Genomic DNA, 21,017 nt, shown 5'->3' on the forward strand with positions numbered 1-21,017 from the left:
CACCCTCAAGACCTGGAAGATCCTGACCAAGCTGCGCTGCTGCCCACGGCGAGCGACCCCGATCGTGCAGGCCATCCTCGTTCTGCACAACGTCGAAGCCAACCGCTACGCAGGATGAAAAGGGCTCATGAACGTGCCTCCGAATATCCGTTGCTGTCCCGGCGGCGCAGCGCTTACCTTGAAAAGGCAAGGTCAACCGGACCAACCCGAGGAGTTCCCCGTGTTGCAGTACGTCTCCACCGAATCCACGCGGTTCGTGCCGCGCGGCGGTGTCGTGCTGACCTCGATCGGGCGAGCCCACGGCCTGTGCGCGAGCGAGCAGAACTGGAAGCCGGGGTGGCGGCGCGAATAGCGTCAGCGCAAGCTGCGAAGCCGCCCACCCCGCAAGGGATAGGGCGGCTTCTTCGTTACCCGGCAAAAAACTTGATAGGGGCGTAGCTCAACTGGTAGAGCACCGGTCTCCAAAACCGAAGGCTGCAGGTTCGAGTCCTGCCGCCCCTGCTTTTCGTCCCGGCTGCGGCCGGCGACGTTGTTGATTCTCAACTCCACAGTGGATGGCATAAGCAAGACCCCGGCCGGCGCCTGCACGGGCTGGCCGGCGGCAACATCTCCGGGACGAGGGAGACGGCTGACCCGCTCGCTTTGGGAGCGAGAGACACGGGGTTCGACACCCCGGTCCCGGACCATGGGGCCGTAGCTCAGCTGGTAGGGCGTCGGCGTGGCACGCCGAAGGTCAGGGGTTCGAGTCCCCTCGGCTCCACGGGCCCGCCTGGTGACCGCATCGAAGATGGCGCGGGTACGAAAGTGTCACCGCAAGCCCGTCAAGCTCAGGTGGTAGAGCGCTCGGGTGAAGCCCGAGAGGTTCCCGGTTCGACCCCGGGGTGGGCACGTTGGCGGATTCGCGGGCGCGACCGCGATTCCCGCCGCGTCCATGGGCCGTTGGAGCAAGCTGGCAGCTCACCTGGTACTCAGCCAGGCGGTTACGGGTTCGAGCCCCGTACGGCCTACGCAGCACGATGCCATGCGGTCGTGGTGAACTCGGCGGACATGCCGGTCTTCCAAACCGGAGAAGCGGGTTCGATGCCCGCCGGCCGCTCCACCGATCCGGGGTGCTCTGTTGGCAGGGGCGACGGGACTTTGGATCCCGGTACAGACGCAGGTTCGATTCCTGCTCCCGGAGCGCGCGGAATCTCGCCCCGGTAGCCCAACTCGGTAGGAGGCAGCGCGCTCAAACCGCGCACAGCGCGGGTTCGAATCCCGCTCGGGGCACCCTCAGCCACGCCGCCGTAGCTCAGGTGGAAGAGCACTTCCTTGGTACGGAAGAGGTCCGGGGTTCGACTCCCCGCAGCGGCTCCATGCGGTTGTAGCTCAGCAGGTAGCGCGACGTCGCCAACGTCGAGGTCGCCGGTTCGAAACCGGCCAGCCGCTCCAACAACCACCGGCAGACGACAGGAAGGAGGCCCGGTGGAGCATGGGCGGCGTGCTGCGCCGTCACGGCCACCGGTGCGGCTACTGCCCCGCGCCGGCAACCACCGTCGACCACATCGTGCCCCGCTCCCGCGGTGGACGGAACACGTGGCAGAACACGATCAGCGCGTACTACGGCTGCAACCAGCGCAAGGGCGACCTGACCCCCACCGAGGCGGGCATGGAACTTCGGTTCCAGCCGGCGGCGCCCACCTGGTCGAGCATGATGCAGCGCTGACCTTGGCCGGCGAGACCGCGGCTCGCCGGCCGCCCTTCCCGGGTCGTCTAGTCGGTAAGACGCCGCACTCTGGATGCGGAGAGCTGGGTTCGAATCCCGGCCTGGGAGCGCAACGCCCTCGTAGTCCAACTGGCAGGAGACGTGGTCGTGAGGCGGCCAACAGTGCCCGTTCGAATCGGGCCGAGGGCACCAAGCCGGCGTAGCTCACCAGGCAGAGCGCCGACCTTGTACCTCGGAGGCAACCGGTTCGGGTCCGGTCGCCGGCTCCACGCCAGCGCAGCACGACAGGCGGTGCGCGCCCCTCGTAAGGGCGAGGTAGGGCGTTCGAGTCGCCCCGCTGGCTCTCCATGCCGACGTAGCTCAGGTGGTAGAGCGGCCGGCTCATAACCGGCAGGCCCCCGGATCGACACCGGGCGTCGGCACCACGCGCTCGTGGTGGAACTCAGGTAGACACGCCGGTCTCAGAAGCCGGTGCCGGAAGGCGTGGGGGTTCGACTCCCCCCGAGCGCACGCAAGGCCGAAGGCGGAGCGGAGCCGCCGCCCCCGGGGAGAAGCCGTTTCGACTCCGCACGGCCAAGCCATGGGGACGTAGCGCAGGTGGTAGCGCTGCTTTCGCAATGCAGAGGTCAGGGGTTCGACTCCCCTCGTCTCCACTTCCCGGCCGCTGGCCGGGCCCATGCTGGCGTAGCTCAGCGCCCAGAGCACCCGGTTGTCAGCCGGCGGGTTTCGCGGGTTCGAGTCCCGTCGTCAGCGCGCATGGAAGGTTGGCCGAGTTGGTAAGGCAACGGGTTGCTAATCCGTAACGGGTCACACCGTCGGGTGTTGGAGTCCCTCACCTTCCGCCATGTCGTCGTGGCCAAGCTGGTTTAAGGCACCCGGCTGATAACCGGGAGATGCGGTGGTTCAACTCCACCCGACGACACCATGCCCCCGTGGCTCAGTGGATAGAGCATCAGATTACGGATCTGGGGATCGCGCGTTCGAATCGCGCCGGGGGCACGCAAAAAGAAGTGCAGGCCAGGTCATTGCCGACGCGTCGGCATAGACTCGCCGGCATGGGACTCCTCACCTTCAGCCTCAACCTCACCCTGGACGGTTGCGTCGACCACCAGGAGGGGATCGCCGACGACGAGACGCATGCCTTCTTCACCCGTCTCATGGACGAGGGCGGGGCAATGCTGTGGGGTCGCGTCACCTACGAGATGATGGAGAGCTACTGGCCGGCCGTCGCCCGCAGCGATGAGGAGGCGCCGCCGGCCATGCGCGAGTGGGCGGTCAAGCTGGAGGCCAAACCCAAGTACGTGGTGTCGTCGACGCGCAGGGACTTCCCGTGGCCCAACAGCCACCACATCGCCGGCGATCTGCGCGAGGGCGTGCAGAAGCTCAAGGACGCGACCCCGGCCGGGGTCCTCCTCGGAAGCGGCAAGCTCGCGAACGAGCTCGACCGGCTGGACCTGATCGACGAGTACAAGCTGCTCGTCCATCCCAGAATCGCCGGCCACGGCCCGACGCTGTACCAGGGCGGGCTGCCCGGCACGCGCCAGCTCGAGCTGCTCTCGGCGGAGCCGCTCCGCAACGGCGTGGTGGCCATGCACTACCGCCGCGCGCGCTGAATCACAGGAGTCCATCGCCGCCAGCTCACCGGCAGCGCGGCGTCCTGCTCGCACTCGCCGCGCAGCGCCGAACGACTCCTCGAAGGCGAGGACGTCTTCGAAGATCCGGTCGAGGGCTCCGTGGATGTCGGCCAGCGGCGCAGAGGATCATGGCCCGTCCACCATGCCCGCTGTCGGCGTGCAGTCCAAGCGGGCGAGCGTTAACCGTTGCAGATCGCGCAAGGGTTGATCGCCTCACGCTGGCGACTCTGAGCTGAGTAAGCGCTGCCGTGGAGCTCCGAGAGTAGAGATAACGAATCCGGCCAGCCCGACTCATGGTGAGGCCATCCGATAGGTGACGGGCGCCGCCTCGAAAGCGGACAGGGCCGCAATGCCTTGGGGGTTCGACTCCCTCCCCCACCGCCAGGCGCCGCTAGCTGAGTGGCTTAGCACCGGACTCTTAATCCGGGGAGCGGAGTTCGATCCTCCGGCGGCGTACCAAATTGCCCCGCTAGCTCAGCGGACAGAGCACCGCTCTTCTAAAGCGGGTGTCGCTGGTTCGAGTCCAGCGCGGGGCGCAGCACGATGCCGCCGGCGCCTGATGGCCGGGCTCCGGACTTTTAATCCGGATTGCGGAGGTTCGATTCCTCTCGGCGGCACTTGCGGGATGGCGCAGTCATGGAAGCGCGCTGGGCTCATAACCCAGAGGTTCCCGGGTTCGAATCCCGGTCCCGCTCCCGCCGCGGTAGCTCAGCGGGAGAGCAACGCCTCGACAAGGCGTAGGTCGCTGGTTCGATCCCAGCTCGCGGCACAGACGCGCGTTCGGTTACGGGTAGGCCCCTAGCCTTTCAAGCTGGTGAAGCGGGTTCGAGTCCCGCACGCGCGACCATTCCGGCGTCGCCCAATCGGTAGGGCAGCGGACTGTTAATCCGTACAGGTACTGGTTCGAGTCCAGTCGTCGGAGCATTGGAGGGGTCCCGGCGGTCACGGGGACGCCATTGGAAACGGCGTAGGGGGCGAAAGCCTCCTCGTGGGTTCGAATCCCACCCCTTCCGCGCACGTCCGCGTAGCTCAGCGGAACGAGCGCTCCGCTCACACCGGAGAGGACCCGGGTTCGATCCCCGGCGCGGGTACTGGCCTTCGGGCCGCAGTTGTGGCTGTAGCTCAGTGGTAGAGCGCCCGGTTGTGGCCCGGGAGGTCGCGGGGGTCGGTACCCGCCAGTCACCCCAGGGAGTGCGCCACCGATGGCGAGGTGGGCCGGGCTGTAACCCCGGTGCGTTCGCGCTCAGAGAGTTCGAATCTCTCCACTCCCCCGCACGCCCGCGTAGCTCAGCGGATAGAGCACCGGCTTCCGGAGCCGGGTTGTCGGGGGTTCGACTCCCTCCGTGGGCGCTTGCCGGCGCTGGCTCGGACGGCCGGCGCCGCGGCTGATCGGGGGTCCGAGTGGTGAGGAAGCCGCCTGCAAAGCGGCGCACGCCGGTTCGATTCCGGTCCCGGTCTCGCTGCCATCCACTGTGGCGAGCGCGCGGCCGACGTCGACGGGAACGTTGCTACACCCTCGGCGGTGTGTCGGCATGAGGTGGGCGCACTTGTCGGGCTCGACGTTGCGGGGTTCGCCGCTCCAGCCGGTGGCGAGGAAGCCGAAGCCGATCCGGGAGTCGAGGTGCGGTGGGCAGTGGTGGGTGATCCCGATGAAGGTGAGCTGGTCGCGGGTGACGGTGACGCCGGTTTCCTCCCGTACCTCGCGGGCCGCGGCGGCGACGACGTCTTCGCCGGCGTCGACTTTGCCGCCCGGGACGGCCCACATGCCGGCCAGGTAGAAGCCGCCGGCCCGCTCGGTCAGCAGGATCCTGCCGTCGGGGCGTTGCAGGAGGACGAGGACGTCGACCGGCATGCGGTGCGGTGCGGGTTCGGTCACGGGACCCTTCCAATCGCGCGGTCCGATGGCGAGGGAGTCGAAGTCACACAGTCGGCCGGCGAGGAGATTTCCACGTGGGCATCGCCGTGTATGACACCGGTGGGCAGTTGCCATTCGGCAGCCGTGACCTGACGTTCGACTCCGCTTCTCAAGCAATCCAGCCCCGCCCGAGCGCGCCATAACCGGGGGAACAAATATGTCGCTCGAAGTACTGCTTGACTCGCATACCGTCGAACAGTTCACGCATGCGCGGGCGGCCACGAGCCAGCGTGGTCTGGCTGTAGGCGTGACGGCGGCCCTCCTGCCTCTCTTCCTTCTCTGACTTGGTCGTCTTGAGGGATCGACGCGGTGGCCGTCTCTCATCTGCCACAAAACGCCCATCACGGGCAAGTCGTAAACAACTTCCGTGGACGCGACCCCGTGTGTACTGTTGCCTGCGACCCAACGATCTTCTAATCCAAGAGGTGCGATGAAGGTGCGAGCAGGCTTTAGAGCGTTGACTGCAGCCTCGGGGGCCGCAATCCTGCTGGTTGCTGGAGCAGGTAGCGCAAGTGCCCAGCCCGCAGGTAAATCGGCATACATAAGTTGTATAGACAAGGTATGGGAGGAGGGGGGCCTTCCTGGCCTCTGGAAGAGTGTCACGGTCGAAAACAACTGCGCCTGGAACTACGAAATCAAGCTGGTGTGGAACAACGGGTCCGACAGCCCCTGCAAACTGCTCCGTGTGGGTCGCTCCTATACGGACGAGAACACCTCGGTCGCCACCTATAAAGGCGCAGTGCACTGCTGAAAATCAGCAGAGCCGGGTAACAGGGACGGCAACAGCCGGTCGCAGAATCCCGTAATGCAAAAGCCCTCGGGCAGTGCCCGAGGGCTTTTGCATCCTCGGTTCCCGGCTACGCATGGGTCGCGGCCCGACTGAGCGCAGGAATTAACGTCAACTGTACGGGACTCTGCACTTCAGGCCGTACGCCGACAGGCGGTGTCGAGTCCGGCGGGCACGTCCACGAGTGGTAGCCGCACCCTCGGTGCAGGTGGTCCGGACCGCTCCGGCGGTTTCCGCTTGAGGTGGGCGACGTTGGCGCGTATCGGATCGGCATGATGCTCTCGGTGGCTACCAGTAGGCAGTTCCGCACACCGCGCTACCGGCCGTGGTGGGATCAGCGCCCAGAACGTGGGGGTGTCGCCGGGCAACGAGCCCGCCCTGCCGCTCTTCGGACTTTCACAAAATGTGGGCTCGCTGCCTGCTCGAGGGACATCCAGGGCGACCGAAGGAGGTCCTCGCCGAGAGCCAATACGAGATCGCCCAGGGCTGGCGCAGGCGGGAGTTGACCTCAAGTGCGGTTCATATTTTAGCGTTCATGACGCAGCAGGCCAGTTATCCCGCCCCAGAGACAGGAAACCTCATGACCTCCGTAGTCGCGGCTCGCGCGAGCCGAAAAGAGTGGATCGGATTGGCAGTGCTGGCGATGCCGACACTGCTGATCGCGATGGACATGACCGTCCTGCACCTGGCGGTGCCTGCGCTCACAGCGGACCTGCAACCGAGCACCTCACAGATGCTGTGGATCATGGACATCTACGGCTTCCTCGTCGCCGGTTTGCTGATCACGATGGGAACACTCGGCGACAGGATCGGGCGGCGGAAGTTGCTGCTGATCGGCGCCGCCGCCTTCGGCGCGGCCTCGGTGCTCGCCGCGTTCTCCACCAGCGCCGAGATGCTCGTAGTGACCCGCGCGCTGCTCGGTGTCGCCGGCGCAACGCTGATGCCTTCGACCCTTTCACTGATCCGCAACATGTTTCACGACGCGGCACAGCGCACGGTCGCCATCAGTGTCTGGATGACCTGCTTCGCGGTGGGTGGCGCCCTCGGCCCGCTGCTCGGCGGGTTCCTGCTCGACCACTTCTGGTGGGGCTCGGCGTTCCTGATCGGCGTCCCGGTCATGGTGATTCTTCTGCTACTCGGTCCGGTGCTGCTGCCGGAGCACCGTGACCGCGGCGCCGGCCGGCTGGACATCGTCAGCGTTCTGTTGTCCCTGATCGCCGTACTGACGATCGTCTACAGCCTCAAGTTGATAGCCGAACACGGCGTCGGCTGGCAGAGCGTCACCGTCATGGTGCTCGGCCTGATCATCGGAGCCTTCTTCATCCGTCGGCAAAAGACGCTCGCCGACCCGCTGGTCGACCTCGAACTGTTCCGCGAACGCACGTTCAGCGTCTCAGCAGTTCTTCTCACCGTCGGCATTCTCGTGATGGCCGGCTCACAGCTCTTCACGCTGCAATACCTCCAGTTGGTGCACGGACTGTCCCCGCTGCAGGCTGGCCTCTGGTCGCTGCCCAACGCGGCCGGGCTGATGGCCGGCGCCATGACGGCACCGGTTCTCGCGGCAAAGTTCCGTCCGGGTTTCGTCATCGCGGGAGGTCTGGTCGTCGCGGCCGTCGGCCTGGCGATGCTCACCCTGGTCAGCGCGGACACCGGACTGGGGACTCTGGTGACGGCATCGGTCCTGATGGGTGCGGGCATCGGGCCAATGGCGGCCCTCGGCACCGACCTGATCGTCGGCGCGGCTCCGCCCGAGCGTGCCGGTGCGGCGTCGGCGATCTCCGAGACCAGCACCGAGCTGGGTTCCGGGCTGGGAATCGCGGTCCTCGGCAGCATCGGCTTCGGTGTCTACCGCACAGAGATCGGCGACACCATGCCGGCCGGTGTAAGCGACGAGGCGGCGCGCGAGTCGCTCGGTGGCGCCGTGGCGGTGGCCGGGAAACTCTCCGGACAGGCCGGCGCGGAGTTGCTCACCGCCGCCCGCGAGGCCTTCGTCCTCGGGCTGCAGGTGACGGCAGTGGTCAGTGTCGGGATGGCTGTTCTCCTCGCGGTCCTGGCAGCGACTCTGCTGCGAGGGGTCAAGCCGGGAGCCGCCGGCCACGAGCAGGCCGAGGACGGCGGCCTGAACGCAGTGTCACGGCAGTCCGCTCTGCACAGCGCCAAGATCGCGACCGGGGCCTGAGGCTCCGAAGGTCAACCATCCGTAAGACCATCGGCGGGGCGGACCAACGGCCTGCCGCGCCGGCCACCGAGAGCTGGAGGCACGCACCATGGAGCACTTGAACCGCAGGATCACCAGGGTCGAAGTCGTTCTGGATGTCATCTGCGCGGCGTCGTACGTCGGGTACGTGCGGCTAAGGCGCGCGATCGAGCGAGTGCGGGCCGACGGGGGCGAGGTGGAGGTCGTCTTCCGTCCCTTCCAGCTTGCCCCCGACGCGGGCTTCACCGGGGAACCGCTCCTCGAGGTACTCGCCGAGAGGTTCGGCGGGCACGTCGTGGCGGAGACCGAGCAGGCGGCCGCGGACGCGGTGCACGACGGCGTGACGCTCGACTACGGACGGGCGCTGGCAGCCGACACCTTCGAGGCGCACCGCCTCATCGCGTCCGCGGCGGCGCGCGGCCTGGCCGAGCCCATGGTCGAGCGGTTGTTCCGGGCCCACTTCACCGACGGCCTGAACATCGCCGAGGTCCCCGTCCTGGACCGGCTGGCCGCCGAGACCGGTGTCACGGCGAATGACGCATCCGCCGCCGAGCTGCACGCCGAGCTCGCCCGCGTCCGCACCCGCGGCATCGGTTCGGTGCCGCGGATCTCCGTCAACGACGGGCCCTCGCTGATCGGGGCGCAGCCGGAGAAGACGTACGAGACGGCACTGCGCTCCTCCGGCACCCTGTCTGTCATTCCTGGAGGAGTGGGGCCGGGTCAACCGGGAGTGTGAAAGAAAGAAGGGTGTGAACTCCTGATCAAGGAGACGCATCTGATGACGTGCCCACTGACGCCCTGGATACTGCCGCGGTGGCAAAGAAGCAGGACCCGGGGCGGCCAGCCGGGGTGGACGACGACCTGATCGGCCGGCTGGTTGAGCAGGTCCGGACCTCGGGCCTGCAGGTTGCCGGTGAGGGCGGGCTGTTGCAGCAGCTGACCAAGCGGGTGCTGGGGCCGCGCTCGATGGTGAGCTCACCGACCATATCGGCTATGACAGGCAAAGCAATTCTTGTCCGCACGGCAGGCACGTGCGCTGATCGCGACCATCAAACCCCGCGACATGCGGCCAGCCGGTGGTCCCGGGTCGGGACCAGGGTGCCGTCGACGATGCTAATCTGGCCAACCCGACGCCGGCGCACCGGGGCCAGAGCCAGCAGCCGGCCGGCGTGATCAGTGTCCACTCCGCCAGTCCAGGCAGCGCCGCGAAGATTGCCCGGGTCTTACGGCACTGGGGTATCGCGTCCACATCGCGTGGGGCTTCACGGACGTCGGCTGTTCCGACAGCTCCGCGAGAGCTGATCGAGTCGAACGCGCCGCCGGGCGGCCACCGCGCTCGGACGGGAGCAGATCCGGACAAGACCCATGACTCGATGTGGCGAGGGTCGACTTCGCGCTATTCCGTCATCGCGGCTCGTCAATATTTTCCAGCGCCGGGGCGGCCAGTCGACGCGCGTAGCGTCCGTTGACCAGTCTGGCCTTGGTCTGGCGGTTCTGGCCACGTTCGGGATCTCGGCTGTTGCGTGGAATCGCTACGGGGCTGGTACTGCCGATGCGGCCGCGGTGGTGACGAGTCCGGCGAGCACGGTTGTCTCGGCCATGATGCTGATGTGGCCGCGGCGCGGGACGAGCGCGAGGCGGGCGTTTGGCGCGGCGGCCAGAAATCGTCGCTCGTCCGCGCGGAACGGGTCACGGGCGCCGTTGAACAGCAGCACGGGTCCCGGATAACGGCGGAGATCTGCGATCGGGTCCAACTCGGATATCGCCGCGACGACCTCGGGCATCACCGCGCAGCGTACGCCGCCAGCGATCATAGCCTCGGCGATCGGAACTGGCAGCGCCCGCCGGAATCCGCGCGCGCTGAGCTGGTCGGCGACCGCCGGACTGCTTGCCGCGAACCGGGCCATGAGCCGGTACGCGGACAAGAACGGTCCGCGTGGCCGGATGGTGCAGCCGCCGGCAACGAGGGCCGCGACCCGCTCGGGGTGTCGGCCGGCGGTGGCGATCGCCAGGAAGCCGCCGAGCGAGTGCCCGACCATCACAGCCCGACCGCCCACCTCGTCAATGGCAGCCACGATCGCCTCGACCGCGCCCTGCGTGGTGAACCGCTCGGTATACCTCGCGCCATGGCCGGGCAGGTCCGGCGCGGCGGTCCGGCCGTCAACGAGTGCGGCGACCGGCCCCCACATGCTGCCCGAGACCCGGATGCCGTGGACGAAGACCGTAGGGATCGAGCCGTCCTCGACCATGACGCCACCTCCATTAGTGCAACGCAACGTTGCGTTGCACCCTAGCGTAGGCTGTCTGGTGTGACCAACGGAAGCGGACCACGACGAACCGCGGAAATCCTCGACGCGACCCTGCACCTGCTCACCGAACGGGGCTACGAACGGCTCACGATCGAGGGCGTCGCCGAGCGCGCTGGCGTGAACAAGACCACGATCTACCGCTGGTGGCCGTCCAAGGCCGCGCTGCTCGGCGCGGCGCTGATCGACGCACCCCTGTTGCGCTTCACCGCGCCAGACACCGGCAGCCTGCACGGCGACCTGACCGCCCTCACACAGGCACTGGTCAGACTGCTCACCGAGCCACCATCGGCCGCCGTCGCGGTCGCCGCGTTCGGCGCCGCCGCACAGAACCCGGAACTCGCGGCGTACGCGCGAACCTTCTTCGCCGATCGTCTCGCCGCCGAACTGCCGATCTTCACACGCGCCGCGCAACGTGGCGAACTGGCTGCCGACGCCGACCCGATGCTCATCATGGACGCACTCGCGGGCGCGGTCTGGGTCCGGCTTGTACTGCGTCAGCTTCCAATCGAGGAAGGCTACGCAGCAAAGCTGACGTCCGTGTTACTTGCGGGAATCGCCCTATGACAGCGACCCCACGCCACGCGATGGTCGACCCGCCGCGCTCACTTCGGCAGATCCGGTTGCTCCCTGCGGCATGACAGGGCGTTGGATCGCAGCGTTGTGCTACAGCGCCGAGAGGTCGGGATTCCGCTCACCTTGTTGTCGTTGGGCATTCCCACCCGAACCGCCGACGCCGGACCTACAACCTCGCCGTGCCACATGGATTGCCGAAGACGTACCGCCAGTAGCCATCGGGCCCGCGGCGTGCCACGTCGGTAGCGGCCTTCCAGGTGCACATGCTGCCCGTCGGTGTCCTGGTCGTCGATCGTCCAGTCGACGATCAGTAGGGCGATATCGTCGGCCACGTAGGCGTGCCGTGGACGCATGTCGATCGGCAGGCCCAGATCGAGGAAGCGCTGGTTGACCGCCGCCCTGGCGGCGCCGCTGACAGCACGAGCATCAGACGTCGGGTTCGGTCCCGGCGGCGGGTTGTCGGTGGCGGCCAAGGACGCCGAGATCGCCCGACTGCGTCGGCAGGTCGCCGAATTGCAGGTCGAGAAGGAGATCCTGCGCAAGGCAGCCGCCTATTTCGCCAAGGAGATGGATCGGTGACCAGCCGCTTTCGGTTCACCTCCGCCCACCGCGCCGACGTCGGCGTCAAGCGGCTGTGCCGGCTGTTGGCGGTGTCCCGCTCGGGGTTTTCTACCGGTGGATCGCCGCCGAGCCGACCCGGGTGGCGCGGGCCGCCGAGGATGTCCTGGCCGCGCAGATCACGGCAGTGCACGCCGCGTCGGGCGGCACCTACGGCTCGTCACTGAACACCCACATGCGTACCGACCTCGTCATCAACGCGCTCGACGCGGCCGTCGTCGCCACTCCGCCCTCGGCTACCGCAGCCCCGCCGAGTACGAACGAACCCTCGAACCCACTACGCTGCTACCGATCGCGGCATAACCCGGTCTCCACACCCCCGGGGAAGCCCAGCTCTGCCAGCGTGAACGTCGACACGCCGCCCGGCCGACAAGCCGAACAGCGTGTCAACGAAAACCGTGAACGTTTGTGGTCAGGGCACTAGATCATACGGCGCCGTACCCGCCACACCACCACACCGATCAGGACCGCCGCGACGGCGACGAACAGGGCCGCCTCGATGAGCTGGAACGTCCAGAACCGGTCGGCCGGGTGGTAGACCCCGAACTGCTGGATGCCCCGCGCGTGCAGGAACTGGTTGAAATTGGTGCCGGCCCGGTTGGCGGCACCCTCCAGCTCGTAGTACTCGGTCCAGCTCAGCCTGCGCCCGGTGGCGTCTGCGTAGCCGTGTTCGATCACCCAGTCAGCGAAGCTGGGCACGGGCCGGTGCCCCGCCTGGTCCTTCGAGCCGCCGACGGGGACCGGCTCCATGGTGGTGAGCGGGGTGGCGTACGCGGGACGGGCCAACAGCGCCACCGACATCCGGGCGGCGAGGAACGCCCCGAACGCGACGCCGAACGCGGGCAGGCTGCGCCGCAGGATCGCCCCCGCGGCGGTGGCGACGCCGAACGCGAACAGCGCGTACGCCACCGGAACAAGTCCCTCCAGGTCGAAGGCGTCGTACTGGAAGCGCCCTTCCCACGCGTCGAATGGCTGACGGAACCAGGTGAGCACCGCGGTGAACATCCCGGTGAGCGTGACGGTGACGCCGGCCAGTGCCGCGAGCTTGGCCGCCAGCCAGCGCATCCGCGGCACGGCCTGCGTCCAGGCGAGCTGCCAGGTGCCGTCCTCCAGTTCGCGCGCGAGCAGCGGCGCACCGAGGAACGCACCGATGACGACAGGGACCAGATAGAAGCAGGCCAAAAGGTTCTCGACGTACCCGTACTCCTCGTCGAGCCGGCGGAAGGAGGCCGCGCAGGCCTCGTTGATACCGGCCTCTCCCGCACACCGGGCGGGACCGCCGGGGAACAGGTCGTGGGCCTGCGTCCCGAGCACGAGCAGGGCAATGCCGAACATGCCGACAAGCAGACCCAGGACGCAGACCTCGGTCCGGTGCTGGCGCCAGATCAACCACGTCATGCCGCCACCCCCGACGTGACCGCGGCGCTCGGCTCGGACGGCCGGCGCAGGTACGCCAGCACCAGGTCCTCCAGCGCGACCGGCTGGGCCTGCCACCCAGGCGCGGCCGGGATCGCGCCGTCGCGTACCAGCAGGGTCGTGTGCCGGTCGCTGTGGACGGCCTCCACGACGGCGCCGGCCCGGTCGAGGTCGGTGGCCGTGCGCGGGCCGACGAGCAGCCGGTGCTCGGCGAGGAGGGTGTCGATGTCACCGGTGAGCGTGACCCGGCCGTGGTTAAGCACGACCAGGTGGTCGCAGACGCGCTCCAGCTCGTGCACGACGTGGGAGGAGAACAGGACGGTCACCCCGCCTTCGGCCACCGCGCCCATGAGGACCTGCAGGAACTCGTGCCGGGCCAGCGGGTCGAGGCTGGCCACCGGCTCGTCGAGGACGAGCAGGTCCGGCCGCTTCGCCAGGGCCAGAGCCAACGCGACCTGGGCCTGCTGCCCGCCGGAGAGCGTACCGGCCCTGCGGTCGAGCGGAATGCCCAGCTTCGCCAGCCGGCGCTCGGCCAGCCCCTGGTCGAACCGCAGGTTGCAGGCCCGGCCGAAGCGGAGCATCTCGGCGACGGTGAAGCGCTTGTACAGCGGGTGGTCCTGGGCCAGGAACCCGACCCGGGACAGAGTTTGCGGGGTGCTGGCGGTGACGTCGTGGCCGAGGACCTCCACCGTGCCGGTGCTCGGTGCCAGCAACCCGACGACCAGGCGCAGCAGCGTGGTCTTGCCCGCGCCGTTCGGCCCGACCAGGGCGATCACGCCGCCCGCCGGCAGGGCCAGGGTGCAGTCGCGCAGCGCCCAGCCCCTCCGGTACCGCTTGCCCACACCGTCGGTGCGCAGCGCGAACTCGGTCGCTGTCACGCCACTTCCTCATTCCTCGTCTGCTGGTGGACGGAAGTAAAAAGCGCGTTGACCGCCTGCTCGTCGAGGCCGGCCGCGTAGGCGCGGCGCAGCCAGGTCGCCAGGCCGCGGCGCAGCGACGTGTACGTCGATGCCGACATCACGGCCGACTGCTGCTCATTGACGAACGTGCCCTGGCCGGGCCGGCCGGTGACCAGGTTCTCCTGCTCCATCTGCCGGTACGCCTTGGCGACGGTGTTCGGATTGATCGCCAGGTCCTCGACCACCTCGCGGATGAGCGGGAGGCGGTCACCGGGTTGGAGAAAGCCCAGCAGCACCGCCTGACGGACTTGCTGGACGAGTTGCAGGTACGGCGGCACGCCGGAGTGGGTGTCGAGCCGGAAGACGAACACGGTAGCCCCTTGCTGCTTTACTAGTACCATAGTAAAGCAGCAAGTTGGCGGTCAAGAGAGCCGACACGCCCGCACGACCGGCACCGGATCCGGGCGCACGCCGCGCCCCGACCGCGCGGGTACCCGCGCGGTCGGGGCGCGGCGGCGACAGTGACAACGGACCGGCGATGTACGCGATGAGGCGGCTGGCCGCGTGGACCTACTGTCGCCGACGGAGGTGGTCGGTTTGCGTACCGGGCCACAGACGTTGCAGTACACCGGCGTGCGTGACGGAATCGAGCTGGACGTGGTCAGCCATGACCTGCTGAAGTTCGCCAAGCTGTTGACCAGCCGCAACGGGTACGTCCTGGAACAGCTGCTGTCACCGCTGGTGGTCGTGACCACCGCGGTAGACGAGAAAGACCCGGCAGCCGTGGGCGCCCTACACGACCTGCTTGTACGTACCCGCCTGGGCTGAACCCACCAACCGGACCCGGATTCGAGGCAGACCTCGAGGCTCTACACAAGGCACAGGCAGGGAATCTACCCAGCCGCCAGCTCGGACCAGCGCCAAGGCCGCCTCAGCCGGCGCCGTCGGGGACACGGCCGCCGCGGGGTAGAAGTAGAACCGGCCACAAGCACAGTAGCCGGCACGTTGTGAAGCAGCGGCCACGTATGGGTGACCGCTGCTCCCCGACGGCTTACAGCAAGGGAGCAATCATGACTTTGCTTCAGCGCGAGGAACTGGTCTTCGCTCCGCTCTACAAGTACCTGAGCGTGCGGCAATCCGATCGAGGCCGACCACAGCCAATTCAAGCACCAGCTCAGCCCGATACGCGGACTCCGTTCCGACCGCGCCGCCCAGACGATCGTCACCAGCCACGCCGTCGTGCAGAACCTCCGACGCGGACACTACGAACTCGCCACCGACGCCCCACCCGCGACCCGGGTGGCCGCCGCGTTCACTGAACTCGCCCAAGCGATCTGACCAGCGCCACTAACACGGCTCCACATGCCCACCGGTCCGCCAATGCAACAGCGCCTCCGCGGCTTCTTGGCCAATGTCGACCCCGTCACGGTATACATCGAGGATCACGGATCGCTTACTGAGCATCGCAGATCTCCTCTCCACCAGGTACACCGAGGACGCCGCGTGGCAGTCAGCGTTTGAGCAGGGCCATGGCCAGGGTCAGCAGGGATGCGGCGCCGGCGAGCGTGCGGACCAGGTTCCAGCGGTTCCAGGTCGCTTCGAAGGCGGCGCGGACTGCGGCCGGGTCGGCCATGTCCGCGACCGGGCCGGCCCGGTCCAGACGGTAGTTCAGCGGAGCGCTCACGAACGCCGTGACGGCAAACAGGATGGCGTACAGCACCGTCGCCGCGAGCAGCCAGGGGAACATGGCGCGGTATTCCGGGCCGCGGTGCAGGACGACCGCGACGATGGCGAGTACGAGGGCGCCGACGTAGGCGGTGAGGAACCAGCCGTTGAGGATGACGACGTTGACCTTCTGCATAACGTCGATGAGCACACGGTCTTCGGTCTGGCGCAGGGCCAGCATCACCGAGGTCGAGTACGTGAAGAACACGCCGGCGGATAGTCCGACGAAGAGCGTGGCGGCGGCAAGGACCGCGATGCGTACCTGTTCCATATCAAAGATTCAATACGATCGTCGACAGACGAGCAATGGCTGAAAGTCGCTCATCCATGTTCCATCGTCCAACAGTGTGCGAGGAGGTTAATGAAGTGATCTCAGCGACTTTGCGGTAGGTACTTGTGTTCGAAATGGGTCAGATGTAGCGCGGCGGCGACGATGTCGCCGCTCCTGCGGGGGCTGATCAGGGCCCCGGCAAAGATGCTCCTATAGATGTCAAGCCGCGAGTTGAAGATCGTTTGCTGTGATGAGCTGGTAGAGCTCGCGGGCGACGCAGCGCTTGAGGCAGCGGATGATCTCTTTCTTGGACATGCCTTCCCTGGTGCGTCGCTGCATGTGGTCACGGGTGCGTGGGTCCCATCGCAGCCGGACGAGTACGACGCGGTTAACCAACAGCTGCCCGGTGACGTCGGGTCCGACGCCGTTCACGGCCAGCAGGGCCGGGTTGATGGCGGCGACCAGTGGATCAAGTAGTTCGTCGAGGTTGGCGATCTCGGTGGATAGGTGCTGGTGGCGGCGGGCCAGCGAGCGAAGCGCGACGGCGACGGCTGGGATGGCCGCGTCACCTTGGTCGGGTTGCAGATCCGCGCAGGTGGCGATCAGCTTCGTGATGTTCAGGTTGCGCCATTGGGCGCGTAGTTCGTCGGGGGCGGTGACGATCGGGGCCTTCATCTGTCGTTGAGTCTCGGCGCGCTGGTCGACGGCGTGCAGGTGGTCGACCGGGACGAAAACCCGTGAACCTGTGGTGAATGCGATGTCCCGCATAAGCCTGGCTCCTCGGAGTCGGTACAGCATCGTCGCCCGTTGGTACCACGCGGAACGCAACAGCCGCGCATGCCTTGCTCCCACCGTTTCCACGGCGTCCCGAGCCGATCCGGCAGACCGCGCCGGACCTTGCGGTGATGTTGCGCGCCCGTCCGCACGCTACCGAAGATGAAACCGACTGAGATTTGGATGTCGTTCGCCCGGCAGGTCGACGCCCGGCCGGACGCCACGGCCCTCGTGGCGAAGGGCCGGCTCATCTCCTACGGCGAGCTCGGCGACCTCGTCGCCACTGCCTCTGCCCGCCTCGACGGGCTCGACACGACCGGTCGGGAGCCGATCGCCGTGTCCGCAACGAAAACACCGCACACCATCGCCATGGTGCTGGCGTGCCTGAAGGCACGCCTACCCGTGGTACTGCCATCGGCGACCCTGCCGGAAGCCACGCTGCAACGCCTCGTGGACAAGGCCCGGTGCCGCCATCTGCTCGACGCCGACGGCACCGGTCCCGCCCGGGCCGGCACCACACCGGCACCGGGCGTGCCCGGCAACCCGGACGACGTCGCGTTCATCCTCACGACGTCGGGGTCTACGGGCATCCCGAAGCTGGTGCCGCTCAGCGCGGGCGCGGTCGAGCGCTTCGCCGACTGGGCCGCCGGTCAGTTCGACCTCGGCCCCGGCGCATCGGTGCTCAATTATGCTCCGCTGAACTTCGACCTGTGCCTGCTCGACGTGTGGGCGACGCTGCACCACGGTGGTCAGGTCGTCCTCGTCGACCCGGACGCCGCCACCAACGGGCGATACCTGATCGACGCGATCGACGACAACGCCGTCACCGTCGTGCAGGCCGTGCCGATGGCGCACCAGCTGATGGTCGACGCCGCCTGCGACGCGGACCGGCAGCTCACGTCGGTACGCCATCTGATCTTCACCGGCGACCACATGCCCGCGCGGTGCCTCACCCGGTTGCCCGGCGTGTTCCCCGCCAGCCGCTTCTACAACATCTACGGCTGTACGGAAACCAACGACAGCTTCATGCACGAAGTCGACCGCGGCGCGTTGCCGCTCGACGGTGTCCCGCTCGGCACCCCGCTGCCCGGTGTCGACGCGGTCGTTCTCGACGACGACGGCAACGAGATCACCGGGCCGGGACAGGGCGATCTGGTCGTCGCGACGCCGTTTCAGTCCGCGGGGTACCTCGGCGCGGACCCGGCGGCACCGAACCCGTTCGTGCCGGCCCCCGCGGGCCGACCGCCGGGCATTTCCGACCGCTACTACCGCACCGGCGACGTGGTGCGCCGCGACGGCGACGGCTTGCTGTACCTGGAAGGCCGCAACGACCTTCAGGTGAAGGTTCGCGGCACGCGGCTCAACATCGCGGTGGTCGAACAGGTGCTGCTCGACCACGAACAGGTCGCCGAAGCCGTCGTCCTGGCCGTCCCCGACCCCGTCGCCGGGCACCTGCTGCACGGGGTCCTACGCCGCGTGCCCGGCGCCACCGTCAACACCCTCGCGCTGCGTCAGCACTGCGCCCGGCACCTGCCGACGGCGGCGATCCCGTCGACGCTGCGGCTTTCCGAAGACCCCTTGCCCCGCACGAGCACGGGCAAGGTCGACCGCCAGTCCCTCACCCAGATCCTCAGGTCCCCTCAGTCGGAGGCGACCGTCGCGAGAAAGGAATTGGCCCGATGAACCATATCGAGCACATCAAGAGCTTCCTGATCACGGAGTTCCTGCCCGGCGTGCAGGCGTCGGAACTCACCACCGACTACGACCTGCTCACCAACGGCGTCGTGGACAGCCTCGGGCTGCTCAAGCTCATCGCCTGGGTCGAGTCGGAGTTCCAGGTCACCGTCAACGACGCGGCGCTGGACCCGGACAACTTCCGCACCGTCGACGCCATCAACGCCTTCGTGGCGCGGGCGTCGCACCCGGTCAAGGCGGGTTGACCCGTGCACGCCGCGATCGCCGCCCTGCGGGCCGGTCGGCCGGTCGACACCGCGACCTGGTCGTCGTTCTGGGACGAGCTCAGCGCCGACACGCTGGGACCCGGCGAGCCGGCGTCGCTCATGGCCGCGCTCAGCCTCGACGGGGTCGTTCCGGACACGCTCGCCAACCTGGCCCGGTCGCTGCACGCGCGCCGCACCGGGCCGGTCCGCGCCTTCCCCGGGGCGGTCAACGTCGTCGGCACGGGCGGCGGTGTGTCGACGTTCAACGTCTCCACGGCCGCCGCGTTCGTCGCGACGACACTGGGGGCCCGCGTCGTGAAGACCGGGTCGCGGGCCTACTCCAGCAAATTCGGCTCGATCGACCTGTTGGACCGGCTCGGGATCCCGCTCACCAAGTCCTACGACGAGACGGCGGCGTGGCTGGACCGCCACGGCATCGCATTCGCCGGCTACTTCGTGTATCCGGTAGAGCTGACCGTGCTGGCCCGGCGGATCCTGCCGCTGCCGATGAAGCCCTACGGCCGGGCGCTCAACCTGCTGGGCCCGTTCCTGCCGGCGCTGCCGGGAACGCGTCAGCTGACCGGCCTGCCGAACCCGGGGCTGCTGCCGCTGGCACGCAGGCTCGCGGCGGCGGTCGAGGACCGCGATATCTGGTTGGTCACCAACAACGTCGGTGCCGACGAGCTCATCAGCTTCGCTGACAACGCGGTCCTGCCCGGGCCCGACGCACCGGAGATCCTGCTGAACCGCCGGAACCTGCAGCTCGCCGACGGTTCGCTGCCGGACCTCGCGGCGGTCGCGGACAACGACCGCCTCGTCGAGCACTTCCTGGACGTTGTGTCCGGGCGGGCCGGCGAGGTGGCCACCCAGACCGTCGCGCTCAACGCCGCCGCTCTGGCCATCGCGGCCGAACGGGAGACGGGCTGGCGCAACGCGATGGACTCGGCGCTGGCGGCGATGCGCGACGGTGCGGTCCGCAACTTGATCGAGGCCGTGCGGACCGGCAAGCCGTCGCCGCTACTGAGCCGGGCGGCGTCCGGTGCATGACATGTACTTCCCGCGCCCGCCGGGCCTGGCCGTCTTCCTCAACGCCGGCGACCCGCCGTTCGACGTGCTCGACGACGTCGCCGACATGCTCGACGAGTACGAGGTCGACGTCTTGGAACTAGCGGTGCCGTTCCCCGACTCCATCAGCGACGGGCCGGTCATCCGGCGGTCGGCGGACCGGGCGCTCGCGGCCGGTACCGACCTGCGCGACGTCCTCGCGTTCGTCGAACGCTGCCGCAGCCGGCACCTGCACCTCAAGGTGGTCGTGCTGGCCGATTGGGCCTACACCGTCCGTCCCCGTTCCATGGCGCAGGTCGTCACGGCCGTCGCCGGTGCGGGGGCGGCCGGGATGCTCCTGCACGGTGCACCACCCCGGGTCCGCCCGGACTTTTACGACCGGGCCGGCGCCGCGGGACTGCCCGTGGTCACCACGTGCTACGCGTCCTCGACCTCGGCGGTCGTGGCGGAGGCGGCGGCCCACGCCTCCGGCTACGTGTACCTGGTGACGCACTACGGCGCCAGCGGTTCCGGCCCGGCGCCCGACGCGCAGGCACTGCGCTCCCCCATCGACGCCTTGCGGGCCCTGACCGACGCGCCGATCGCGGTCGGTTTCGGGATCCGCACGACGGCCGACGTCCGGCGGGTACACGCGGCGGGCGCCGACGCGGCGGTCGTCGGCAGCACCGTCGTCGCGCGTGCCGAGGCGTCATACCTCACCGGCGGTGACGTCGTCGCCGACCTCGCCGACCTCGTCACCGACCTGCGTCCCAACCACCACGTCCGGTCCCTGCGACCGGTTCGCCACTCCTGAGAGGAGCAATCCGATGATCGTCCGCTCGCTGGACAACGTCCTCACCGTTGACTGGGGTAACGGCGTCAGCCGCCGCTTCCTGCTGCAGTCCGACGGCCTCGGCTATACGGTCACCGACACGATCGTGCTGGCCGGCACCAAGTCGCTGCTGGAGTACCGCAACCACCTGGAGGCCTGCTACTGCATCGAGGGCGCCGGCGAGGTCGTCAGCATGGACGGCACGTCGCACCGCATCACCCCGGGCACGATCTACGCCCTGGACAGGCACGACGCCCACTACCTGATCGCCGACCCGGACACCGACCTGCGCCTCGTGTGCGTGTTCTCGCCCGCCCTGCGCGGCGACGAGACGCACAGCCTCGACGCAGCCGGCACCTCCGCGTACTGAGGCCGCGC

The 21,017-nt window shown here is 68.2% G+C and carries 17 protein-coding genes, 34 tRNA genes and 6 pseudogenes; 48 read left to right on the top strand and 9 right to left on the bottom strand.

The window, feature by feature from the left end; genetic code table 11:
• The 38 genes and pseudogenes from E1182_RS08400 to E1182_RS08560 all read left to right on the top strand — a co-directional run.
• Positions 1–118, top strand: a pseudogene (locus tag E1182_RS08400) (IS5/IS1182 family transposase); the annotation flags it as partial.
• A 102-nt stretch (positions 119–220) separates the two neighbouring features.
• Positions 221–352, top strand: a complete 132-nt coding sequence (locus E1182_RS32705; protein ID WP_256370823.1) for a hypothetical protein — start codon at positions 221–223, stop codon at positions 350–352.
• 76 nt (positions 353–428) lie between these two features.
• Positions 429–501: transfer RNA gene (locus E1182_RS08405), tRNA-Trp, on the top strand.
• A 109-nt stretch (positions 502–610) separates the two neighbouring features.
• Positions 611–686: transfer RNA gene (locus E1182_RS30970), tRNA-Pro, on the top strand.
• A 1-nt stretch (position 687) separates the two neighbouring features.
• Positions 688–760 (top strand) — tRNA-Ala (locus E1182_RS08410).
• Positions 761–814: 54 nt separating this feature from the next.
• Positions 815–887, top strand: a tRNA-Phe gene (locus E1182_RS08415).
• A 46-nt stretch (positions 888–933) separates the two neighbouring features.
• Positions 934–1,007: transfer RNA gene (locus E1182_RS08420), tRNA-Glu, on the top strand.
• 16 nt (positions 1,008–1,023) lie between these two features.
• A tRNA-Gly gene (locus tag E1182_RS08425) sits at positions 1,024–1,099 on the top strand.
• Positions 1,100–1,103: 4 nt separating this feature from the next.
• A tRNA-Gln gene (locus E1182_RS08430) sits at positions 1,104–1,180 on the top strand.
• Between the two features lie 13 nt (positions 1,181–1,193).
• Positions 1,194–1,269: transfer RNA gene (locus E1182_RS08435), tRNA-Leu, on the top strand.
• 11 nt (positions 1,270–1,280) lie between these two features.
• Positions 1,281–1,356: transfer RNA gene (locus E1182_RS08440), tRNA-Thr, on the top strand.
• A gap of 1 nt (position 1,357) precedes the next feature.
• Positions 1,358–1,431: transfer RNA gene (locus tag E1182_RS08445), tRNA-Gly, on the top strand.
• Positions 1,432–1,465: 34 nt separating this feature from the next.
• A pseudogene (locus tag E1182_RS08450) lies at positions 1,466–1,705 on the top strand (HNH endonuclease); the annotation flags it as partial.
• Between the two features lie 36 nt (positions 1,706–1,741).
• Positions 1,742–1,813, top strand: a tRNA-Gln gene (locus E1182_RS08455).
• A 6-nt stretch (positions 1,814–1,819) separates the two neighbouring features.
• Positions 1,820–1,897, top strand: a tRNA-Leu gene (locus tag E1182_RS08460).
• A gap of 1 nt (position 1,898) precedes the next feature.
• Positions 1,899–1,974, top strand: a tRNA-Thr gene (locus tag E1182_RS08465).
• Between the two features lie 80 nt (positions 1,975–2,054).
• Positions 2,055–2,130, top strand: a tRNA-Met gene (locus tag E1182_RS08470).
• Between the two features lies 1 nt (position 2,131).
• Positions 2,132–2,215: transfer RNA gene (locus tag E1182_RS08475), tRNA-Leu, on the top strand.
• 72 nt (positions 2,216–2,287) lie between these two features.
• A tRNA-Ala gene (locus E1182_RS08480) sits at positions 2,288–2,358 on the top strand.
• Between the two features lie 25 nt (positions 2,359–2,383).
• A tRNA-Asp gene (locus E1182_RS08485) sits at positions 2,384–2,458 on the top strand.
• A gap of 5 nt (positions 2,459–2,463) precedes the next feature.
• Positions 2,464–2,550, top strand: a tRNA-Ser gene (locus E1182_RS08490).
• A 1-nt stretch (position 2,551) separates the two neighbouring features.
• A tRNA-Ile gene (locus E1182_RS08495) sits at positions 2,552–2,630 on the top strand.
• Between the two features lies 1 nt (position 2,631).
• Positions 2,632–2,704 (top strand) — tRNA-Arg (locus tag E1182_RS08500).
• 56 nt (positions 2,705–2,760) lie between these two features.
• Positions 2,761–3,318 (top strand): dihydrofolate reductase family protein, encoded by a 558-nt coding sequence (locus E1182_RS08505; RefSeq protein ID WP_132262708.1) that lies wholly within the window; start codon positions 2,761–2,763, stop codon positions 3,316–3,318.
• A 316-nt stretch (positions 3,319–3,634) separates the two neighbouring features.
• Positions 3,635–3,723 (top strand) — tRNA-Ser (locus E1182_RS30975).
• Position 3,724: 1 nt separating this feature from the next.
• Positions 3,725–3,798, top strand: a tRNA-Lys gene (locus E1182_RS08510).
• Positions 3,799–3,802: 4 nt separating this feature from the next.
• Positions 3,803–3,875 (top strand) — tRNA-Arg (locus tag E1182_RS08515).
• A gap of 9 nt (positions 3,876–3,884) precedes the next feature.
• Positions 3,885–3,956: transfer RNA gene (locus E1182_RS08520), tRNA-Lys, on the top strand.
• A gap of 2 nt (positions 3,957–3,958) precedes the next feature.
• Positions 3,959–4,034 (top strand) — tRNA-Met (locus tag E1182_RS08525).
• A 2-nt stretch (positions 4,035–4,036) separates the two neighbouring features.
• Positions 4,037–4,108 (top strand) — tRNA-Val (locus E1182_RS08530).
• Positions 4,109–4,112: 4 nt separating this feature from the next.
• A tRNA-Glu gene (locus E1182_RS08535) sits at positions 4,113–4,186 on the top strand.
• A 1-nt stretch (position 4,187) separates the two neighbouring features.
• Positions 4,188–4,261: transfer RNA gene (locus E1182_RS08540), tRNA-Asn, on the top strand.
• Positions 4,262–4,265: 4 nt separating this feature from the next.
• Positions 4,266–4,352, top strand: a tRNA-Ser gene (locus E1182_RS30980).
• A gap of 5 nt (positions 4,353–4,357) precedes the next feature.
• A tRNA-Val gene (locus E1182_RS08545) sits at positions 4,358–4,430 on the top strand.
• Positions 4,431–4,450: 20 nt separating this feature from the next.
• Positions 4,451–4,526, top strand: a tRNA-His gene (locus E1182_RS08550).
• A tRNA-Tyr gene (locus E1182_RS30985) sits at positions 4,527–4,610 on the top strand.
• 5 nt (positions 4,611–4,615) lie between these two features.
• Positions 4,616–4,689: transfer RNA gene (locus E1182_RS08555), tRNA-Arg, on the top strand.
• Positions 4,690–4,726: 37 nt separating this feature from the next.
• A tRNA-Cys gene (locus E1182_RS08560) sits at positions 4,727–4,797 on the top strand.
• Between the two features lie 76 nt (positions 4,798–4,873).
• On the opposite strand, the pseudogene E1182_RS08565 reads toward E1182_RS08560, so the two are convergent.
• Positions 4,874–5,215: pseudogene (locus tag E1182_RS08565) on the bottom strand (NUDIX domain-containing protein); the annotation flags it as partial.
• 1,406 nt (positions 5,216–6,621) lie between these two features.
• On the opposite strand from E1182_RS08565, the gene E1182_RS08575 reads away from it, so the two are divergent.
• Both E1182_RS08575 and E1182_RS08580 read left to right on the top strand, forming a co-directional pair.
• Entirely contained in the window at positions 6,622–8,220 is a 1,599-nt protein-coding gene (locus E1182_RS08575; protein WP_132262769.1) for an MFS transporter, read from the top strand.
• Positions 8,221–8,317: 97 nt separating this feature from the next.
• Complete coding sequence (locus E1182_RS08580; protein ID WP_132262710.1) at positions 8,318–8,974, top strand: DsbA family oxidoreductase; 657 nt, start codon at positions 8,318–8,320, stop codon at positions 8,972–8,974.
• A gap of 328 nt (positions 8,975–9,302) precedes the next feature.
• Here E1182_RS08580 and E1182_RS08585 read toward each other — a convergent pair.
• Both E1182_RS08585 and E1182_RS08590 read right to left on the bottom strand, forming a co-directional pair.
• A pseudogene (locus E1182_RS08585) lies at positions 9,303–9,413 on the bottom strand (IS5/IS1182 family transposase); the annotation flags it as partial.
• 357 nt (positions 9,414–9,770) lie between these two features.
• Positions 9,771–10,487 carry an alpha/beta fold hydrolase gene (locus tag E1182_RS08590; RefSeq protein WP_132262712.1) on the bottom strand — a complete coding sequence of 239 codons (717 nt, stop codon included), beginning with the start codon at positions 10,485–10,487 and terminating at the stop codon, positions 9,771–9,773.
• Between the two features lie 60 nt (positions 10,488–10,547).
• Here E1182_RS08590 and E1182_RS08595 point away from each other — a divergent pair, with 60 nt between their 5' ends.
• The gene (locus tag E1182_RS08595; protein WP_207921317.1) at positions 10,548–11,111 is read left to right on the top strand and encodes a TetR/AcrR family transcriptional regulator; all 564 of its coding nucleotides are present in this window, start codon (positions 10,548–10,550) and stop codon (positions 11,109–11,111) included.
• A gap of 175 nt (positions 11,112–11,286) precedes the next feature.
• Here the strand turns inward: E1182_RS08595 and E1182_RS08600 are convergent.
• The 4 genes and pseudogenes from E1182_RS08600 to E1182_RS08615 form a co-directional block, all read right to left on the bottom strand.
• Positions 11,287–11,536 (bottom strand): annotated as a pseudogene (locus tag E1182_RS08600) (DUF4440 domain-containing protein); the annotation flags it as partial.
• 622 nt (positions 11,537–12,158) lie between these two features.
• Positions 12,159–13,136, bottom strand: a complete 978-nt coding sequence (locus E1182_RS08605; RefSeq protein ID WP_132262716.1) for an ABC transporter permease subunit — start codon at positions 13,134–13,136, stop codon at positions 12,159–12,161.
• Positions 13,133–14,032, bottom strand: coding sequence for an ABC transporter ATP-binding protein (locus tag E1182_RS08610; RefSeq protein WP_132262718.1), 900 nt, complete (start codon positions 14,030–14,032; stop codon positions 13,133–13,135). The genes E1182_RS08605 and E1182_RS08610 overlap by 4 nt, the downstream gene beginning before the upstream one ends.
• A complete protein-coding gene (locus E1182_RS08615) occupies positions 14,029–14,424 on the bottom strand; it encodes a GntR family transcriptional regulator (RefSeq protein WP_132262720.1) in 396 nt (131 codons plus the stop codon). The genes E1182_RS08610 and E1182_RS08615 overlap by 4 nt, the downstream gene beginning before the upstream one ends.
• A 199-nt stretch (positions 14,425–14,623) precedes the next feature.
• Here E1182_RS08615 and E1182_RS08620 point away from each other — a divergent pair.
• Both E1182_RS08620 and E1182_RS32710 read left to right on the top strand, forming a co-directional pair.
• Positions 14,624–14,815, top strand: a pseudogene (locus E1182_RS08620) (DNA polymerase beta superfamily protein); the annotation flags it as partial.
• Between the two features lie 378 nt (positions 14,816–15,193).
• Complete coding sequence (locus E1182_RS32710; RefSeq protein WP_132262722.1) at positions 15,194–15,391, top strand: DDE-type integrase/transposase/recombinase; 198 nt, start codon at positions 15,194–15,196, stop codon at positions 15,389–15,391.
• 172 nt (positions 15,392–15,563) lie between these two features.
• Here E1182_RS32710 and E1182_RS08630 read toward each other — a convergent pair whose 3' ends face one another.
• Entirely contained in the window at positions 15,564–16,049 is a 486-nt protein-coding gene (locus tag E1182_RS08630; RefSeq protein WP_132262724.1) for a DUF1772 domain-containing protein, read from the bottom strand.
• 219 nt (positions 16,050–16,268) lie between these two features.
• Positions 16,269–16,847 carry a hypothetical protein gene (locus E1182_RS30990; protein WP_207921318.1) on the bottom strand — a complete coding sequence of 193 codons (579 nt, stop codon included), beginning with the start codon at positions 16,845–16,847 and terminating at the stop codon, positions 16,269–16,271.
• 138 nt (positions 16,848–16,985) lie between these two features.
• Between E1182_RS30990 and E1182_RS08640 the strand changes: the two genes are divergently transcribed.
• From E1182_RS08640 to E1182_RS08660, 5 genes are read left to right on the top strand one after another with little or no spacing between them, the layout of a single operon-like run.
• Complete coding sequence (locus tag E1182_RS08640) at positions 16,986–18,506, top strand: AMP-binding protein (RefSeq protein ID WP_132262728.1); 1,521 nt, start codon at positions 16,986–16,988, stop codon at positions 18,504–18,506.
• A complete protein-coding gene (locus tag E1182_RS08645) occupies positions 18,503–18,763 on the top strand; it encodes an acyl carrier protein (protein WP_132262730.1) in 261 nt (86 codons plus the stop codon). The genes E1182_RS08640 and E1182_RS08645 overlap by 4 nt, the downstream gene beginning before the upstream one ends.
• A 3-nt stretch (positions 18,764–18,766) precedes the next feature.
• On the top strand, positions 18,767–19,810 hold the full coding sequence (locus tag E1182_RS08650; protein WP_132262732.1) for a hypothetical protein: 1,044 nt from the start codon (positions 18,767–18,769) through the stop codon (positions 19,808–19,810).
• Between the two features lies 1 nt (position 19,811).
• Entirely contained in the window at positions 19,812–20,621 is an 810-nt protein-coding gene (trpA, locus tag E1182_RS08655) for a tryptophan synthase subunit alpha (RefSeq protein WP_132262734.1), read from the top strand.
• A gap of 13 nt (positions 20,622–20,634) precedes the next feature.
• The gene (locus tag E1182_RS08660) at positions 20,635–21,009 is read left to right on the top strand and encodes an ectoine synthase (RefSeq protein ID WP_132262736.1); all 375 of its coding nucleotides are present in this window, start codon (positions 20,635–20,637) and stop codon (positions 21,007–21,009) included.
• The last annotated feature ends 8 nt before the right edge of the window (positions 21,010–21,017 follow it).

This window comes from Micromonospora sp. KC721, from assembly GCF_004348355.1.
Taxonomy (GTDB): Bacteria; Actinomycetota; Actinomycetes; order Mycobacteriales; family Micromonosporaceae; genus Micromonospora.

Excerpts from the sequence above, each read along its gene's own strand:
- E1182_RS08605 (WP_132262716.1), bottom strand. The coding sequence starts at position 13,136 with ATGACGTGGTTGATCTGGCGCCAGCACCGGACCGAGGTCTGCGTCCTG.
- E1182_RS30990 (WP_207921318.1), bottom strand. The coding sequence starts at position 16,847 with ATGCTGTACCGACTCCGAGGAGCCAGGCTTATGCGGGACATCGCATTC.
- E1182_RS08630 (WP_132262724.1), bottom strand. The coding sequence starts at position 16,049 with ATGGAACAGGTACGCATCGCGGTCCTTGCCGCCGCCACGCTCTTCGTC.
- E1182_RS08660 (WP_132262736.1), top strand. The coding sequence starts at position 20,635 with ATGATCGTCCGCTCGCTGGACAACGTCCTCACCGTTGACTGGGGTAAC.
- E1182_RS08590 (WP_132262712.1), bottom strand. The coding sequence starts at position 10,487 with ATGGTCGAGGACGGCTCGATCCCTACGGTCTTCGTCCACGGCATCCGG.
- E1182_RS08640 (WP_132262728.1), top strand. The coding sequence starts at position 16,986 with ATGAAACCGACTGAGATTTGGATGTCGTTCGCCCGGCAGGTCGACGCC.
- E1182_RS08505 (WP_132262708.1), top strand. The coding sequence starts at position 2,761 with ATGGGACTCCTCACCTTCAGCCTCAACCTCACCCTGGACGGTTGCGTC.
- E1182_RS08575 (WP_132262769.1), top strand. The coding sequence starts at position 6,622 with ATGACCTCCGTAGTCGCGGCTCGCGCGAGCCGAAAAGAGTGGATCGGA.
- E1182_RS08645 (WP_132262730.1), top strand. The coding sequence starts at position 18,503 with ATGAACCATATCGAGCACATCAAGAGCTTCCTGATCACGGAGTTCCTG.
- trpA (WP_132262734.1), top strand. The coding sequence starts at position 19,812 with ATGTACTTCCCGCGCCCGCCGGGCCTGGCCGTCTTCCTCAACGCCGGC.